Origin of the sequence: Kitasatospora sp. NPDC085879, assembly GCF_040686255.1 — a bacterium.
Taxonomy (GTDB): Bacteria; Actinomycetota; Actinomycetes; order Streptomycetales; family Streptomycetaceae; genus Kitasatospora.
In genome coordinates this window covers 70,943-88,831 of sequence record NZ_JBFBJZ010000006.1, presented here as the reverse complement: position 1 = coordinate 88,831, position 17,889 = coordinate 70,943, and the positions used below count along the sequence as shown (strand labels likewise).

Here is a 17,889-nt window from a genome sequence, read left to right as displayed (position 1 = left end):
TGGTCGGCCCGGGACGGGCACACGAAGGCCCCGGGGGCGGCGCCCCGGGGCCTCGGTACCGGTGACGGAGCCGTCAGGCCGGGCGGAGCCAGAGGGTGGAGAGCGGCGGGAGAACCAGCTCGGCGCTGCGGTCCTGGCCGTTCCAGGCGGTGGCCTCGGCCTTGACGGGGTGGGAGTTGCCGATGCCGCTGCCGCCGTACTCCTCGGCGTCGGTGTTCAGCGCCTCCTCCCACAGCTGGTCGCCGCCGGGCAGCTTCGGCAGGCCGACCCGGAAGCCGTGCCGGACCACCGGGGAGAAGTTGCAGACCGCGACCAGCGGGGTGCCGTCGACGGCGTACCGGACGAAGGAGAGCACGTTGTCGTCGGCGGCGCCGCCGTCCAGCCAGCGGAAGCCGGCCGGGACGGTGTCCTGCTCCCAGAGCGCCGGGGTGGCGCGGTAGGTGCGGTTGAGCTCGCCGACCAGCCGCCGGACGCCGAGGTGGTCCGCCGCGGCCGGCCAGTCGTCCGCGAGCACCCACCACTGCGGGCCGTGCTCGTGGTCCCACTCGGCGCCCTGCGCGAACTCCTGGCCCATGAAGAGCAGTTGCTTGCCCGGGTGGGCCCACATGAAGCCCAGGTACGCCCGGTGGTTGGCCCGCTGCTGCCACCAGTCGCCGGGCATCTTGGCGACCAGCGCCTGCTTGCCGTGCACCACCTCGTCGTGCGAGATCGGCAGGATGTAGTTCTCGGAATAGGCGTACACCATCGAGAAGGTCATCTCGTTGTGGTGGTACTTGCGGTGCACCGGCTCCTTGGACATGTACACCAGCGAGTCGTGCATCCAGCCCATGTTCCACTTCAGGCCGAAGCCGAGGCCGCCGCTGTCGGTGGGGCGGGTGACGCCGTCCCACGCGGTCGACTCCTCGGCGATGGTGAGCACGCCGGGGCAGCGGCGGTACACCGTCGCGTTCATTTCCTGAAGGAACGAGGCGGCGTCGAGGTTCTCCCGGCCGCCGAAGACGTTCGGCGACCAGGCGCCGCCCTCGCGGGAGTAGTCGAGGTAGAGCATCGAGGCGACGGCGTCCACCCGCAGGCCGTCGACGTGGAACTCCTCGCACCAGTACACCGCGTTGGCGACCAGGAAGTTCCGCACCTCGGTGCGGCCGTAGTCGAACTCCAGGGTGCCCCAGTCCGGGTGCTCGGCCCGCAGCGGGTCGGCCGGCTCGTACAGCGGCTCGCCGTCGAAACGGGCCAGGCCGAAGTCGTCCTTCGGGAAGTGCGCGGGCACCCAGTCGACGATCACGCCGATGCCGGCCCGGTGCAGCGCGTCCACCAGGTACTTGAAGTCGTCCGGGCCGCCGAGCCGGGCGGTCGGCGCGTAGAAGCCGGTGACCTGGTAGCCCCAGGAGCCGCCGAACGGGTGCTCCATCACCGGCATGAACTCGACGTGGGTGAAGCCGAGGCCCGCGAGGTAGCCGGGCAGCTCCTCGGCGATCTCGCGGTAGCTCGTCAGGTCCGGCCGCCAGGAGGCCAGGTGGAGCTCGTAGACCGACATCGGCGCCTTGTGGTGCGCGGTCCTGGCCCGCCGGGCCATCCAGTCGGCGTCGCCCCAGGTGAAGTCGGAGGTGTGCACGACCGACGCGGTCTCCGGCGGGCACTGGGCGGCGCGGGCCAGCGGGTCGGCCTTCTGCAGCACCCAGCCCTGCCGGGTGCGGATCTCGTACTTGTAGGTGGCGCCCTCGGCGAGGCCGGGGACGAACAGCTCCCAGATGCCCGAGGAGCCGAGCGAGCGCATCGGGTGGCCGGTGCCGTCCCAGTGGTTGAAGTCGCCGACCAGCCGGACCCCGACCGCGTTCGGCGCCCAGACCGCGAAGGAGGTGCCGGCCACCCCGCCGACCTCGCGGACGTGGCTGCCGAGCGCCCGCCACAGCTGCTCGTGCCGGCCCTCCGAGATCAGGTGCAGGTCGAGCTCGCCGAGGGTGGGCGCCGCCCGGTAGCCGTCCTCCTGCTCCAGCGGTCCGCCGCCCGGGTAGGTCACCTCCAGCCGGTACGCCGGGAACTCGCGGCCCACCAGCAGCCCGGTGAACAGACCGGACTGCTGATGGGTCAGCTCCGCCGGGCCGTGCTCCGTCACCACCACGACCCGCTCCGCGAACGGGCGCAGCACCCGGATCGCGGTGCCCTCCAGGGTGGCGTGCGCGCCGAGCAGGGCGTGCGGGTCGTGGTGCACACCGGAGACCAGCCGGTCCACCTCGGCGGGCGGCAGCGGCGCCTCCGGAAGCCGCAGCGGAGCGGAGGCCGGCGGGCCGGACCGCGGCGGCGCCACGGGCTCGCGCCGCTTGGCAGCCCGGGCCCGGCGGGCGGGCGCGGACGTGCCGGCGCCCGCCCGGAAGGTTGCGGGCAGGGCGGTGGTGGAGCTTTCTGGCGTGGGGCCGAGCGGTGTCACGTCGGGTCCTCCTGGTGGCGTGTTGGGGGGCGTCAGACGGTCAGGGCCAGACGGTTGATGGCGGCCAGCGGGATCGGCAGCCAGCTCGGACGGTGCCGGGCCTCGTACACGACCTCGTACACCGCCTTGTCGATCTCCAGGGCGCGCAGCAGCTCCGGCGCGGTCGCCGGGTCCATCCCGCCGCCCGCCGTGTACCCCGCGCAGTACGCCGTGCGGTTGCGGGCCGCCCAGGCGTTCGCGAGGTGGGCCAGCTCCGGGTCGGGGCCCGGGGCCCCGGCGAGCAGGTGCGCGGCCGCGTAGTCGAAGGAGCGCAGCATCGCCGCCACGTCGCGCAGCGCGGGCTGTGGCAGCCGGCGCTCGGCCAGCGGCTTCGCGGGCTCGCCCTCGAAGTCCAGCAGCACCCAGCCGTGCGGGGTGCGCATGGCCTGGCCGAGGTGCAGGTCGCCGTGGATCCGCTGGACCGGCAGGCCCTCCAGGTGGTCCGCGGTGAGCTGCTGGAACGCCGCGCGCAGCGCCGAGCGGTAGCGCAGCAGACCGGGCACCGCGGCGACCGCGCTGTCCAGCCGGTCGGCCATCGCGCAGGCCAGCCGGCCGGTCTCCGCCCGGTCGAGGCGGGCGGTGGGCATCGAACGGGACAGCACCCGGTGCACCTCGGCGGTGGCCCGGCCGAGCCGGTGCGCCTCGACCGCGAAGTTGCCCGGCGACGGGTCGCCCTTGAGCCGCGCCACCTGGTCGAGGGCGAGCTCCCAGCCGTCCTCGGCGTCCGGGAGGTACCGCTGGAGCAGGCCGAGTGTGGCCGGTTCCGATCGCTCCAGCCGGGACTCGAACCAGGCGGCGACCCGCGGGATGCGGGTGGAGCCGGCCCGGGAGAGCGCCAGCGAGAGTTCGAGGTCCGGGTTGGTGCCCGGGCTGATCCGGCGGAACAGCTTCAGGATGAAGGAGGTCCCGTAGATCACCGAGCTGTTGGACTGCTCGGCCGTGGAGGCCCGGCCGGGCAGGTTGCTCGGCAGGCCGGGGCCCGGAGTGCGCCGGAAGGAGAGCGCGCCGAACCGGTCGCCGGTGGCCAGGTGCTCCAGCAGCCGGCCGGTCAGCTCCGGGTCGTGCACCGCGTCGTAGAGCATCGCGCCGTCGTGCGGTCCGCCGCCGGCCAGCCGCCCCAGGACGGCGCCCGGGCCGATCCCGGACGGCTCGCTCGAACGGATGCCGAGCAGCAGCTGGTAGATGTCGCCCTGGGCGGCCGCCCCGGTGCCGTGCTCCACCCGCAGCAGCAGGTGCAGCAGGGTCGGGTCGCCGACCTGCAGGGGGGTGCCCACCACCGGGGTGAGCCCGCTGATCGGGCGCCCCTTCCCGGCGTACCAGCGCTGGGTGGGGAGCCAGTCGGCGATCAGCGGCAGGGCGGCTCCCACGAGTTCACTGACCCCGGCGGTGGTTCTCCGCCCCGTGGTCCCGCGCGTGCCGACGGGCCCGGGGGCGCCGTCGGGTAGGTCGCGGTGCACATGGGCTTGAGAACGGGAGGTTTCGGACATGACTCCCTTTCCCCGGAAGCGGGCCGGCTGCCCGAGGTCGTCACCGGGCCTGTCAGTCTTCCGGATTTCGGCGGCGCGGCGGCGGAGGCACGCGAGCTGGGCTCGGGTGTCACGCCATAGTGTGGGTGGCCGTTGGGCTGTTCTCCGTACGCGGTGGTGCGAAGACCCCTGCGGGGCGCGGGGGTGGTGACTCTCGCGCCCCGCAGGGTGGTCGCCTCGGACCTGGTGGATCGTTACTTCGGGCGCCGGGCGGCCGCCGCTACTTGATTCCTGGCTTCCTCAGCTGGAACCAGTAGAAGCCGTGCCCGGCGAGTGTGAGCAAATAGGGCCACTCACCGATGGACGGGAAGCGCACGCCGCCGATCAGCTCGACCGGGTACCGCCCCCCGTACCGCCGCAGGTCCAGTTCGGTCGGCTGCGCGAACCGCGAGAAGTTGTTCACGCACATGACCAGGTCTCCCTCGTACTCGCGCACGAAGGCCAGCACCGCGGGGTTGCTGGAGGGCAGCTCGGTGTAGCTGCCGAGGCCGAACGCAGGATTGAGCTTGCGGATTTCGATCATGCGACGCGTCCAGTGCAGCAGAGAGCTCGAACTGCTCTGCTGCGCTTCGACGTTGGTCACTTGAAAGCCGTACACCGGGTCCATGATGGGCGGCAGACTGAGCCTGCCCGGGTCGGCGGAGGAGAAACCCGCGTTGCGGTCCGGCGTCCACTGCATCGGGGTGCGGACGCCGTCCCGGTCGCCGAGCCAGATGTTGTCGCCCATGCCGATCTCGTCGCCGTAGTACAGCACGGGCGAGCCGGGCAGCGAGAGCAGCAGGGCGGTGAAGAGTTCGATCTGGTTGCGGTCGTTCTCCAGCAGCGGCGCGAGCCGCCGGCGGATGCCCACGTTGGCCCGCATCCGCGGGTCCTTCGCGTACTCCGCGTACATGTAGTCGCGCTCCTCGTCGGTGACCATCTCCAGGGTCAGCTCGTCGTGGTTGCGCAGGAAGATGCCCCACTGGCAGCCGGAGGGGATCTCCGGCGTCTTGGCGAGGACCTCGGAGACCGGGTAGCGGGACTCCCGGCGGACCGCCATGAAGATCCGCGGCATCACCGGGAAGTGGAACGCCATGTGGCACTCGTCGCCGCCGGAGGCGAAGTCCCCGAAGTAGTCGACGACGTCCTCGGGCCACTGGTTGGCCTCGGCCAGCAGCACCGTGTCCGGGTAGTCCGCGTCGATCTCCTTGCGGAGCCGCCTGAGGAACTCGTGGGTCTCCGGCAGGTTCTCGCAGTTGGTGCCCTCCCGGGCGTACAGGTAGGGGACCGCGTCCAGCCGGAACCCGTCGATGCCGAGGTCCAGCCAGAACCTCAGGGCCGCGATCACCTCCTCCTGCACCCGCGGGTTGTCGTAGTTGAGGTCCGGCTGGTGGGAGAAGAACCGGTGCCAGAAGTACTGCTTGCGGACCGGGTCGTACGTCCAGTTGGAGGTCTCGGTGTCGATGAAGATGATGCGGGCGTCGGGGTACTGCTTGTCGTCGTCGGCCCACATGTAGAAGTCGCCGTACGGCCCGTCCGGGTCGTTGCGGGACGCCTGGAACCACGGGTGCTGGTCGCTGGTGTGGTTGACCACGAAGTCGATGATCACCCGCATGCCGCGGGCGTGCGCGGCGTCGACGAACTCCACGAAGTCGGCGAGGTCGCCGAACTCCGGGAGGACCGACTTGTAGTCGGCCACGTCGTACCCGCCGTCCCGCAGCGGGGAGGCGAAGAAGGGCGGCAGCCAGAGGCAGTCGACCCCCAGCCACTGCAGGTAGTCGAGCTTCGAGGTGAGCCCCTTGAGGTCACCGACGCCGTCGCCGTTGCTGTCCTGGAAGGAACGGACCAGGACCTCGTAGAAGACCGCGCGTTTGAACCACTCCGGGTCGCGGTCCCTGGCCGGCGTTTCGGCGAAGGTGTCGGGAACGGGCTCGTTGACTGTCACTGAGGGTGCCTCCGGACGGTGAGGAGGTGGGCCGGCTCGGTGGATGGGTCGAGCCGGACGTAGTTGTGGCGTCCCCAGTGGTAGGTGGCGCCGGTGAGCTCGTCGTGCACCGCCAGCGGCAGGTCCGTGTCCAGGGTCACGGTCGCCTCCTGCACGTGGTGCGGGTCCAGGTTCACCACGGTGATCACGTGGTCCTCGATGCCGTCCTCGCTGGTCGCCCGCTTGGAGTACGCGATGACCTGGTCGTTGTCCGTGGGGTGGAAGCGCAGGTCGCGCAGCTGCTGGAGGGCGGGGTGCCGGCGGCGGAGCCGGTTGAGGGCGGTGAGGAGCGGCGCGAGGGTGTCCTGGCGGCCCCAGTCGCGCGGGCGCAGCTCGTACTTCTCCGAGCGCGTGTACTCCTCGGACCCGGGGTGGGCGGGCTCGTTCTCGTAGTGCTCGTACCCCGCGTAGATCCCGTAGCTCGGGGCGAGGGTCGCGGCGAGCACGGCGCGGATCGCGAACGCGGCCGGGCCGCCGTGCTGCAGGTACTCGTGCAGGATGTCCGGGGTGTTGGCGAAGAAGTTGGGCCGCATGTAGGCGGCCGCCTCACCGGTGAGTTCGGTGAGGTACTCGGTCAGTTCGCCCTTGGTGTTGCGCCAGGTGAAATAGGTGTACGACTGGTGGAATCCGATCTTCCCGAGGGTGTGCATCATCGCCGGGCGGGTGAACGCCTCGGCCAGGAAGATCACGTCCGGGTCGGTGCGGGCGATGTCGCCGAGCACCTTCTCCCAGAACACCACCGGCTTGGTGTGCGGATTGTCGACGCGGAAGATCCGCACCCCGTGGCTCATCCAGAAACGCAGGACACGAATCGTCTCCTTGACCAGGCCCTCGAAGTCCTGGTCGAAGTTGATCGGGTAGATGTCCTGGTACTTCTTCGGCGGGTTCTCGGCGTAGGCGACGGTGCCGTCGAGGCGGTGGGAGAACCACTCCGGGTGCTTGTTGACCCAGGGGTGGTCGGGCGAGCACTGCAGGGCGAAGTCGAGCGCGATCTCCAGGCCGAGCGACTCGGCCTCGGCGACGAAGCGGTCGAAGTCCTCCAGGGTGCCGAGGTCCGGGTGGACCGCGTCGTGGCCGCCCTCCGGCGAGCCGATCGCCCAGGGCGAGCCGACGTCGTGCGGACCGGCCGTCAGGCTGTTGTCGGGGCCCTTGCGGTAGGCACGGCCGATCGGGTGAACGGGCGGCAGGTAGACCACGTCGAAGCCCATCGCGGCGACCGCGGGCAGCCGCTCGGCGGCGGTGCGCAGCGTCCCGGAGACCGGCGGCCGGACCCCGGAGGGGTCGACCACGGCGCCCTCGGAGCGCGGGAAGAACTCGTACCAGGCGCCGTACAGCGCCCGCTGACGGTCCACCTGGAGCGGCAGCGGGCGGCTGGCGCTGACCAGTTCGCGCAGTGGGTAGCGCTCCAGCAGGGCGAGCACCTCGGGGGCGAGCGCGGCCGCGTAGCGGCTCAGCGGGGGCAGCCCGGGGTCGCGCAGCGCGTCCACCGCGGCCAGCACGTGCGCCCGGCCCTCCTTCTTCGGCACCCCGCCCGCGGCCCGTTCCAGCAGCTGGGCGCCCTCCTCCAGGACGAGCGCGGTGTCGATGCCGGCCGGGAGCTTCACGGCGGCGGTCTTCCGCCAGGTGGCGACCGGGTCGCTCCACGCCTCCACCAGGTAGGACCAGCGGCCGGGCGCGGTCGGGGCGACGTGCGCGCCCCAGCGGTCGGTGCCGGGGGCGAGTTCGCGCATCGGCGTCCACGGGCCGCTGCGGCCGCGCGGGTCGCGGAGCACCACATTGGCGTTCACCGCGTCGTGGCCCTCGCGGAAGACGGTGGCGGTGACCTGGAAACTCTCGCCGACCACCGCCTTGGCCGGGCGCCGCCCGGAGTCGACGAGTGGGGTGACGTCCAGGACGGGGATGCGGCCGATCACGGTGTCGCTCTCTGTCTTGCGGGGGGTGCTCTTGCGGGCGGTGGCCTTCTTGGCCGCCGTCTTCGTGGCCGCCGTCTTCTTGGCGGCCGCGGTCGTGGTGGCCGCGGTCTTCGTGGCGGCCTTCTTGGCCGGAGCCTTCTTCGCGGCGGCCGCCACGGTCGTGGTGGTGGTCCTGCGGGCCGCAGTCCGCTTGGCCGCGGGGGCGGCCGGTGCGGTGCTGCGGGCGGCGCGCGGGGCCGGCAGCGGCGGCTCCGTGGTCGGCGGTGTGTCGGGACCCTCCGTGGTCGCGGTGGACTGATCCCGCGTGTCGCCCTGCATGCCAAACTCCTGCCCGAATCGGCGGCGGCTCCCGGCGGCCGGTGCGTGCCGCGAGGAGTAACCGGGAGGACTGTGGGGTGGGGTGGCCGTGCGTTCGGAACGGTGCCGTGCCGGCGGGCCCGGTGACCCCGACCGCCTGGCAGGCGCGGCCCACCCCGCGAGGCGCGTGCGTCCCGGCGCGCGCCCTGATGGGCGCGCCCAGGAGCGACCCGACCCACCCGAAAAACGATCGGGAGAGGTGTGAGGACACGCCGAGGAGCAGCGGCAGCGGCCGAATGGGCGATGGAGGGTGAGGGCTCGTCAGCAGGGCATGTTCCGGACATGGGACAGCAGGGGGGCGCCTTCCGGCCTGCACTCCCTGCCGCACCAACGACCTTTCTGCATCCTCGCACCACCGGCAAGACCTACGGGCCGGTAATCGCGCGATTTCGGACGGTATGCAGGGGCATATCGGCCAGTGGAAACGCGGCCGTTGCGGGAAATTCATGCGCCAGGGGCGCGCCTTTCCGGCCGCGTGCGCCCCGTGCGCCCCCCATTCGCAGTACTGCGCCGATTGCGATCTCACCAATACGCCGAACGGGTGTGCAATACGCCCGCTGACACCCGTTCAGGCGGCCCCGAGGCTCTAGGCTTCACGTTGTGAAGGCAATCCGCAGATTCACCGTCCGCACCGTCCTGCCCGAACAACTCCAGCCGCTGCACGAGCTCGCGCTCAACCTCCGCTGGTCCTGGCACCCCGAGACGAGGGAGCTGTTCCGCTCCGTCGATCCCGAGGTCTGGGCGGCCGTGGGGGAGGATCCGGTCCGGCTGCTCGGCGAGGTGCCGGCCGCCCGGCTCGCCGCGCTCGCGGCCGACCGCCGCTTCCTGCGCCGGCTGGGCGACCTGCACGACGACCTGAGGGACTATCTCGCCGGCCCGCGCTGGTACCAGTCGGCACCGGCGGCCGCCGGCGGCCCGCTGCCGGAGGCGATCGCCTACTTCTCCCCGGAGTTCGGGATCGCCGCCGCGCTGCCCCAGTACTCCGGCGGCCTCGGCATCCTGGCCGGCGACCACCTCAAGGCCGCCAGCGACCTTGGGGTGCCGATCGTCGGCGTGGGCCTCTTCTACCGGCACGGCTACTTCCGGCAGTCGCTCGACCGGGACGGCTGGCAGCAGGAGCGCTACCCGCTGCTCGACCCGGACGAACTCGCCGTCAGCCTGCTCCGCGAGGAGGACGGCAGCCCCTGCCGGGTCGACCTCGCCCTGCCGGCCGGCCGCACCCTCGGCGCGCGGATCTGGAAGGCCCAGGTCGGCCGCGTCCCGCTGCTGCTGCTCGACTCCGACATCGAGTCCAACGCCCCGGCCGACCGTGACGTGACGGACCGGCTCTACGGCGGCGGCAGCGAGCACCGGCTGCTGCAGGAGATGCTGCTCGGCATCGGCGGCGTCCGCGCGGTGCGCACCTACTGCCGGCTCACCGGCCATCGCGCGCCGGAGGTCTTCCACACCAACGAGGGCCACGCCGGCTTCCTCGGTGTGGAGCGCATCCGCGAGCTGGTCGCCCCGGTCGAACAGGGTGGCCGAGGGCTGGACTTCGTCGCCGCGCTGGAGGCCGTCCGGGCCGGTACGGTGTTCACCACCCACACACCCGTCCCGGCCGGCATCGACCGCTTCGACCGCGACCTGGTCGCCCGTCACTTCGGCGGCGACGCGGCACTAGCCGGCGTCCCGGCGGACCGGGTGCTGGCGCTCGGCGCGGAGAGCTGGCAGGGCGGCGACCCGAAGCTGTTCAACATGGCCGCCATGGGCCTGCGGCTGGCCCAGCGGGCCAACGGCGTCTCCACCCTGCACGGCGAGGTCAGCCGGTCGATGTTCAACGGGCTCTGGCCGGGCTTCGACTCGGCCGAGGTGCCGATCGGCTCGATCACCAACGGCGTCCACGCGCCGACCTGGATCGACCCGGCCGTCGTCCGGCTCGGTGCAGGCCAGCTCGGCGCAGAGCGCGCCGAGGAGGCCATCACCACCGGCGAGGCCCGCCGCTGGACGGGCATCGAACGGATCGGCGACGAGGAGATCTGGGACGTCCGCCGCACCCTGCGGGCCCAGCTGGTCGAGGAGGCCCGCCGACGGCTGCGGATCTCCTGGCGCCAGCGCGGCGCCGGCGACGCCGAGCTCGGCTGGACCTCCGGCGTGCTCGACCCGGACGTGCTCACCATCGGCTTCGCCCGCCGCGTCCCGTCGTACAAGCGGCTGACGCTGATGCTGCGGGACCGGGCCCGGCTGCGGGCCCTGCTGCTGGACCCGCAGCGCCCGGTGCAGATCGTGGTCGCGGGCAAGGCGCACCCGGCCGACGACGGCGGCAAGCGGCTCATCCAGCAGCTGGTGGCCTTCGCCGACGACCCGGCGGTGCGGCACCGGATCGTCTTCCTGCCGGACTACGACATGGCCATGGCCAAGCACCTCTACCCGGGCTGCGACGTCTGGCTGAACAACCCGCTCCGCCCGCTGGAGGCCTGTGGCACCTCCGGGATGAAGGCCGCCCTGAACGGCTGCCTCAACCTGTCCATCCTGGACGGCTGGTGGGACGAGTGGTACGACGGCCGCAACGGCTGGGCGATCCCCACCGCGGACGTCTCCGGCCCCGAGCGGGTCGACCCGGACAGCCCGGAGGCCGAGCGGCGCGACGACATCGAGGCCGCCGCGCTCTACGACCTGATCGAGCACCAGGTCGCCGCCCGGTTCTACGACCGCGGCGCCGACGGCCTGCCGCACCGCTGGATCGCCATGGTCCGGCACACCCTGGTGACCCTCGGGCCCAAGGTGCTGGCGGGCCGGATGGTGCGCGACTACGTCGAGCGGCTGTACGCCCCCGCGGCGGACGCACACCGCGCGCTGGCCGCCGGGAGCGGCGGCACCGACCATGCGGGCGCCCGCGAACTGGCCGCCTGGAAGGGCCGGGTCCGCGAGGCCTGGCCCGCCGTCCGGGTCGAGCACGTCGAGGCGGAGGGCTGCCGCGAGGCGCAGGAGCTGGGCTCGGCGCTGGAGCTGCGGGTGCAGGTCTCGCTCGGCGCGCTGGAGCCGGTCGACGTGGAGGTCCAGGTGGTGGCCGGGCGGGTGGACGAGTCCGACCGGATCTCGGACGCCGCGGTGCTCGCCCTGAAGCCGGCCGGCGGGCCGGACCTGGAGGGCCGCCACCGCTACGAGGGCTCGCTGGAGCTGGACCGCACCGGCCCGTTCGGCTACACGGTGCGGGTGCTGCCGACGCACCGGCTGCTGGCCTCGCCGGCCGAGCCGGGGCTGGTCGCCGCGCCGGTCGAGTCGGGCGGGATGGACGCCGGCGTGCTGCGCTGACGACGGACGGCCGGGTGCCGGGCGGGGCCGAGGAGGGCCCCGCCCGGCACCCGGCGCGTGCGGTCGGTCAGGCGAGCGCGGAGGTGTCCAACGAGCCCGGGGTGCGGTGCCCGGAGAGGGCCAGTGTCAGCTCGAACTCGGCGAGCAGCGAGCGGATCACGTGCGTCACCCCGGCCTGGCCGTCCAGGCCCAGCCCGTAGGCGTACGGGCGGCCGAGCAGCACCGCGCTCGCGCCCAGGGCGAGCGCCTTGAAGACGTCGTCGCCCGTCCGGATGCCGCTGTCGAAGAGCACCGGGATCCGGTCGCCGACCGCGGCCGCCACGGCGGGCAGCGCCTCGGCGGCGCCGATCGAGCCGTTGACCTGGCGGCCGCCGTGGTTGGAGACCACCACGCCGTCCATGCCGGCCTCGACGGCGGCCCGGGCGTCGTCCGGGTGCAGGATCCCCTTGAGCACGATCGGGCCGTCCCAGTGCTCGCGCAGCCAGGCGAGGTCGGGCCAGGTCTTGCCGGGGTCGGCGAAGAGCGAGACGAACTGCAGGACGGCCGCGTTCGGGTCCTCGTGCGGCGGCTTGGCCAGCCCGGCGAGGAAGGCCGGGTCGGTGAAGTAGTTCGCGGTGCCGACACCGTGCAGGAACGGCAGGTAGGCCTGGTCGAGGTCGCGCGGGCGCCAGGCGAGCAGCGGGGTGTCCAGGGTGACGAACAGCGCGGTGAAGCCCGCGGCCTTCGCCCGGCCGAGGAACGAGCGGGTGACCTCACGGTCCTTGGACCAGTAGAGCTGGAACCAGCGCTCGCCGTCGCCCATCGCGGCGGCGACCTCCTCCATCGGGGTGCTGGAGGCGGAGGACAGCACGAACGGCACGCCCTCCCCGGCCGCCGCCCGGGCCGCCGCCGGCTCGGCGTCCGGGTGCAGGATCGACAGCACCCCGACCGGGGCCAGCGCCAGCGGTGCGGGCAGGGTGCGGCCGAACAGCTCGGTGCGCAGATCGCGCGAGGAGACGTCGCGCAGCATCCGGGGCACGATCCGGTGCGCGTCGAGGGCGGCCCGGTTGGCCCGCTCGGTGGCGCCGCTGCCGGCGCTGCCCGCGACGTAGCCGAACGGGCCCGGGCCGAGCCGGTGCTCGGCCAGCCGCTCCAGCCGGGAGAGGTCGGCGGGCAGCCGCGGCACGCTGCCGCTGATCAGGCCGTTCAGATAGATCTCGTACTGGAAGGACGCCCAGTCGCGCGGGGGAGGCGGTGTCGTCACACCAGCTCCAGCACGAGCTTGCCGACGTTCTCGCCGCGGAAGAGCATCTGCAGCGTCGCGGGGAAGTCATCGACGGTGCCGCGGACGATGTGCTCCTTGACCTTGAGCCGGCCCTCGGCGATCCAGCCGGCCATCTCGGTGGCGGCGTCCTTGTAGCGGGCGGCGTAGTCGAACACCACGAAGCCCTCCATCCGGGCCCGGCGGACCAGCAGCGACAGGTAGTTGGACGGGCCCTCGACCTTGGACTCGGCGTTGTACTGGCTGATCGCGCCGCACACCACCACCCGGGCGTGCATGGCCAGGCGGGTCAGCGCGGCGTCCAGGATCGGACCGCCGACGTTGTCGAAGTAGACGTCGATGCCGTCCGGGCAGTGGGTGCGCAGAGCGGCCCGGACGTCCTCGGTGCGGTAGTCGATCGCGGCGTCGAAGCCCAGCTCCTCGGTGAGCAGAGCGCACTTGTCGGGGCCGCCGGCGATGCCCACCACCCGGCAGCCCTTCACCTTGGCGATCTGGCCGACGATGGTGCCGACCGCGCCCGCGGCGCCGGAGACCACGACCGTCTCGCCGTCCTTGAGCGCGCCGACCTCCAGCAGGCCGAAGTAGGCGGTCATGCCCGGCATGCCGAGCGCGCCGAGGTAGGTGGAGAGCGGGGCGGCGGCCGGGTCGACCCGGAGGGTGCCGCGGCCGTCGGAGACCACGTGCTCCTGGACGCCGAAGGTGCCGACCACGTGGTCGCCGACGCGGTACGTGGGGTGGTTGGAGGCGGTCACCTCGACCACCGTGCCGGCCCGCATGACCTCGCCGAGGCCCACCGGGGGGAGGTAGGAGGGGCGGTCGTCCAGCCAGCCGCGCATCGCCGGGTCCAGCGAGACGAAGCGGGTACGGCCGGCGAACTCGCCCTCGCCGGGCTCGGCGGCCGGGGTGTCGGCGTGCTCCCAGTCGGTGGGCTTCACCTCGCCCTGCGGCCGGGCGGCGAGTCGGATCTGGCGGTTGACTGCGGACATGGCGGGCTCCTGTCGCTGGCGGCCGTGCCGCAGCGGCGCGGCACAGGGCTCCACCGGATTCTAAGCAAGCGCTTAGTCACCTGGCTAGACGGACGCGCAGGGGCATCCACAAGGGGCGCGGGAACTGCGTAAGCCGGATGCGGCGCTCGGGCCTTTTCGGGGCGACCACTGAGGGGCGCGGGGGAGGTGTCCCCACGCGCCCCTGGTGGCGGTCCTCTCAGACCAGGCTGTCGCGCCAGGCGCGGTGGAGGTCGGCGAAGCGGCCGCGGCCGCCGATCAGGTCGGCCGGGCGGCCGTCCTCGACGATCCGGCCCTGGTCCATCACCAGCACCCGGTCGGCGATCTCGACCGTGGAGAGCCGGTGCGCGATGACCACCGCGGTGCGGCCCGCCAGGACCGTCCGCATGGCCCGCTGCACGGCCTGCTCGCCGGGCACGTCCAGCGAGCTGGTCGCCTCGTCCAGGATCAGTACGGCCGGGTCGGCCAGCAGTGCCCGGGCGAAGGCCACCAGCTGCCGCTGGCCGGCCGAGATCCGGCCGCCCCGCTTGCGGACGTCGGTGTCGAAGCCGTCCGGCAGCGCGGCGACGAACTCGTACGCGCCGATGTCCCGGGCCGCCTGCTCGACCTCGGCGCGGGTCGCGCCGGGCCGGCCGATCGCGATGTTCTCGGCGACCGTGCCGGAGAACAGGAAGGACTCCTGGGTCACCATCACGACGTTGCGCCGCAGCTCCTCGCCGGACAGGTCGCGCAGGTCGACGCCGTCCAGCGCGACCCGGCCGTCGGTCGGGTCGTAGAACCGGGCGAGCAGCTTGGCCAGGGTGGACTTGCCGGCGCCGGTCGCGCCGACCACGGCGGTGGTCTGCCCGGCCGGGAGCACCAGGTCGAAGGAGGGCAGCACCTCCTTGCCCGTGCGGTAGGCGAAGCGGACGCCGTCGAAGGAGACCGTGCGGCCCTTCACCGGGTGCTCCGGCAGCGGCGCAGGCACGGCCGGCTCCGGCACCGAGGGCTCGTGCGCCAGCAGACCGGCGATCTTCTCCAGCGCCGCGGCCGCCGACTGGTAGCTGTTGAGGAACATCGCCAGCTGGTCGAGCGGCTCGTAGAGACGGCGCAGGTAGAGCACGAAGGCGGTGAGCACGCCGAGCTCCACCGAGCCGTCGGAGACCAGCAGGGCGCCGGCCACCACCACGCCGGTGATCCACACGTTGGCGATCGTCCGGGAGACCGCCACGTACCGGGCCATCTCCAGCAGGCCGTCCGCGGTGGTGCCCGCGTACTGGTGGTTGACCGTGCCGAAGGCCTCGTCGTTGGCCCGCTCCCGGCGGAAGGCCTGCACCGGGCGGATGCCGTTCATGGTCTCGGTGAACCGGACGATCACCGCGGCCACCGCCGACCGCGAGCGCCGGTAGACGCGCAGCGAGCGCCGTCGGAAGGAGCGGACGCTGAGGTACATCGGCAGGAAGGACAGCAGCGACAGCAGGCCGAGCCGCCAGTCCATCACCATCAGCACCAGCGAGATCCAGAACACCGAGAGGACGACCGAGAGCAGCTCCTGCAGGCCCTCGGCGAGCAGCTCGCGCAGGGCGTCCACGTCGCTGGTGGCGCGGGAGATGATCCGGCCGGAGGTGTACCGCTCGTGGAAGTCCAGGCTGAGCCGCTGGGCGTGCCGGAAGATCCGGCCGCGCAGGTGCAGCAGCACGTCCTGGTTGATCCGGGCGCTGAACCGGATGAAGGCGCGCTGCAGGACGGTGCTCAGCGCGCCGCAGCCCAGGTAGGCCGCGATCACCGCGATCAGCGGGCCGCTGTCGTGCTCGCGCAGCGCCGGGATGCCGCGGTCCATGGCGAGGGCGACCAGCAGCGGCCCGGCCTGCAGCGCGGCCTGCTGGACGAGGATCACCAGCATCGCCAGTGCGATCCGGCGGCGGTGCGGGCCGAGCAGTTCGGCGAGCAGCCGGCGGGCGGCGCCCGGGGGGACGGGGATGTCCTCGTCGTCCTCGACGGGCTGCGGGAGTTCCTCGGCCAGGTCCTCGGCGGCGTCGACCGCGGTGGTGCTCATCGGGCGGGGATCCCTTCCGGTACGGGGGCGGGCTCGCCCGTCATCAGCTCGCGGTAGACGGCGGAGCCCTGCAGCAGTTCGTGGTGGGTGCCGACGGCGGTGATCCGGCCCTCGTGCAGCACGGCCACCCGGTCGGCCAGCAGCACCGTGCTCGGGCGGTGCGCCACCACCAGGGCGGTGGTGCCCTCCAGCACGCGCCGCAGCGCCTGTTCGACCAGTGCCTCGGTGTGCACGTCGAGGGCGGAGAGCGGGTCGTCCAGCACCAGGAAGCGGGGGTCGCCGACGACCGCGCGGGCCAGCGCCAGCCGCTGGCGCTGGCCGCCGGAGAGGCTGAGGCCCTGCTCGCCGACCTGGGTGGCGGTGCCGCCGGGCAGCCGGTCGACGAAGTGCGCCTGGGCGGTGTCGAGGGCGGCGGCCAGCTGCTCGGGCCCGGCGGCCGGCGCGCCCATCAGCACGTTCTCGGCGACCGAGGCGGAGAACAGCGTCGGCTCCTCGAAGGCGACCGCGACCAGCTCGCGCAGTTCGGCCCGGGGGATCGTGCGGACGTCCCGGCCGTCCAGCGCGATGGTGCCGCCGGTGGCCTCGTACAGCCGGGGGAGCAGCGAGGTGAGCGTGGTCTTGCCGCTGCCGGTCGCGCCGACCAGGGCCATCGTCTCGCCGGGGCGGATGTGCAGGTCGACCCCGTCCAGCAGGTCGGGGCTGTCCGCGGGGGCGTCGGGGTAGCGGAAGCGCACCCCGGAGAGCCGGATGCCCTGCTCGCCGGCTGCGGGTACGAGGGCGGGCACGGCGGTGGGCGCGGCGGTGGACATGGCGCCGGGCCGCGGGCCGTGCGGGGCGTCCGAGGGCTCGGGCTCGTCCATCACCTCGTAGAACCGGTCGGTGGCGGTGGCCGCCTCGTTGGCGTACGCCACCAGCCAGCCGAGCGACTCCACCGGCCAGCGCAGGGCCAGCGCCGTGGAGAGGAAGGCCACCAGGGTGCCCGTGGACATCTCGTCGTGGGCGACCAGGACGGCGCCCACCGCGAGCGCAGCGCCGAGCGCGAGCTCCGGCAGGCCGACGATGACCGCCCACAGGTCGGCCAGCATCCCGGCCTTGCCGAGCTCGGTGTCGCGCAGCGAGCGGGACTGCTCGCCGAAGCGCTCCGCCATGGTGCGGTGCCGGCCGAAGGCCTTGAGGATGCGGATGCCCAGCACCGACTCCTCCACCACGGTGGCGAGGTCGCCGTTCTGGTCCTGGGCCCTGCGGGCGGCACCCGAGTAGCCCCGCTCGAAGTGGTGGGTCAGCCAGGTCAGCGGCCCCATCGGGATCAGCGCGATCAGTGCGAGCCGCCAGTCCAGGGCGAACATCAGGCCGGTGCCGATCAGGAAGACCGTGGTGTTGACGATCAGGAAGACCAGCGGGAAGGCCAGGAACAGCCGCATGGTGAACATGTCGGAGGTGGCCCGGCTGAGCAGCTGCCCGGAGGGCCACCGGTCGTGGAAGGAGATCGGCAGCCGCTGCAGCTTGGCGTACAGGTCGCCGCGCATGGCCGCCTCGACCCGGGCCAGCGGGCGGGCCACGATCACCCGGCGCACGCCGAACAGCCCGGCCTCGGCGAGGCCGAGCAGCAGGAGCAGCCCGGCGAGCGGCCAGAGCGCGGCCGTGTCGTGGTCGGCGATCGGGCCGTCGACGATCCGGCGGAGCACCACCGGGACGGCGAGCACGCTGGCCGAGGCGGTGAGCGCGGCGGCGACCGATCCGGCGATTCGCCAGCGGGCGACCCGGGCGTACGGCCACAGGCGCAGCAGCGAGCGCACGGTGGACCGTCGGGGGCCGGTGGGGGCTTGGTTCGTGGACATCGCGGCCGAGGGTAGGCGCTGCCCGGTCATTTCTCATCCGGTTTTTCACACCTGACGTCGGGTTCCGGCCGTGGTCGGCGGGGGAGTCCGCAGCGCGGGAGGTGCGGAGGGGGCGTGCGGCCATCCGAGTGCACCCGGCGTCCGCGCGGCGTCCGCGCGCCTCGGCCGTCCGGGTGTCGCCATCCGATGTGATCCGTGTGCGGAGAGTGGCCGTCGACCTGCCCGGGCGGCCCCCCA

General features: G+C 73.1%; 9 protein-coding genes. 1 reads left to right on the top strand and 8 read right to left on the bottom strand.

From position 1 onward, the window contains the following. Positions 1 to 73: 73 nt before the first annotated feature. From glgB to AB0P35_RS06910, 4 genes are all read right to left on the bottom strand, one after another. The gene (glgB, locus tag AB0P35_RS06925; protein ID WP_363507729.1) at positions 74 to 2,461 is read right to left on the bottom strand and encodes a 1,4-alpha-glucan branching enzyme; all 2,388 of its coding nucleotides are present in this window, start codon (positions 2,459 to 2,461) and stop codon (positions 74 to 76) included. Then, a complete protein-coding gene (locus AB0P35_RS06920; protein ID WP_095873103.1) occupies positions 2,458 to 3,831 on the bottom strand; it encodes a maltokinase in 1,374 nt (457 codons plus the stop codon). The genes glgB and AB0P35_RS06920 overlap by 4 nt, the downstream gene beginning before the upstream one ends. A gap of 379 nt (positions 3,832 to 4,210) precedes the next feature. Beyond that, complete coding sequence (gene treS / locus AB0P35_RS06915; protein WP_095873102.1) at positions 4,211 to 5,914, bottom strand: maltose alpha-D-glucosyltransferase; 1,704 nt, start codon at positions 5,912 to 5,914, stop codon at positions 4,211 to 4,213. Beyond that, positions 5,911 to 7,866: an alpha-1,4-glucan--maltose-1-phosphate maltosyltransferase gene (locus tag AB0P35_RS06910; protein WP_363507726.1), complete on the bottom strand. Its 1,956-nt coding sequence runs from the start codon at positions 7,864 to 7,866 to the stop codon at positions 5,911 to 5,913. The genes treS and AB0P35_RS06910 overlap by 4 nt, the downstream gene beginning before the upstream one ends. 957 nt (positions 7,867 to 8,823) lie before the next feature. On the opposite strand from AB0P35_RS06910, the gene glgP reads away from it, so the two are divergent. Then, the gene (gene glgP, locus AB0P35_RS06905) at positions 8,824 to 11,514 is read left to right on the top strand and encodes an alpha-glucan family phosphorylase (protein WP_095873101.1); all 2,691 of its coding nucleotides are present in this window, start codon (positions 8,824 to 8,826) and stop codon (positions 11,512 to 11,514) included. Positions 11,515 to 11,581: 67 nt separating this feature from the next. Here the strand turns inward: glgP and AB0P35_RS06900 are convergent, their stop codons facing one another. The 4 genes from AB0P35_RS06900 to AB0P35_RS06885 form a co-directional block, all read right to left on the bottom strand. Continuing rightward, positions 11,582 to 12,757, bottom strand: coding sequence for a lactate 2-monooxygenase (locus AB0P35_RS06900; protein ID WP_363507497.1), 1,176 nt, complete (start codon positions 12,755 to 12,757; stop codon positions 11,582 to 11,584). Then, the gene (locus tag AB0P35_RS06895; protein WP_179419364.1) at positions 12,754 to 13,761 is read right to left on the bottom strand and encodes an NADP-dependent oxidoreductase; all 1,008 of its coding nucleotides are present in this window, start codon (positions 13,759 to 13,761) and stop codon (positions 12,754 to 12,756) included. Before AB0P35_RS06895 ends, AB0P35_RS06900 begins: the two co-directional genes overlap by 4 nt. 217 nt (positions 13,762 to 13,978) lie before the next feature. Then, positions 13,979 to 15,814, bottom strand: coding sequence for an ABC transporter ATP-binding protein (locus tag AB0P35_RS06890; RefSeq protein ID WP_363507494.1), 1,836 nt, complete (start codon positions 15,812 to 15,814; stop codon positions 13,979 to 13,981). Then, positions 15,811 to 17,652, bottom strand: a complete 1,842-nt coding sequence (locus AB0P35_RS06885; RefSeq protein ID WP_363507491.1) for an ABC transporter ATP-binding protein — start codon at positions 17,650 to 17,652, stop codon at positions 15,811 to 15,813. The genes AB0P35_RS06890 and AB0P35_RS06885 overlap by 4 nt, the downstream gene beginning before the upstream one ends. Positions 17,653 to 17,889 lie beyond the last annotated feature (237 nt).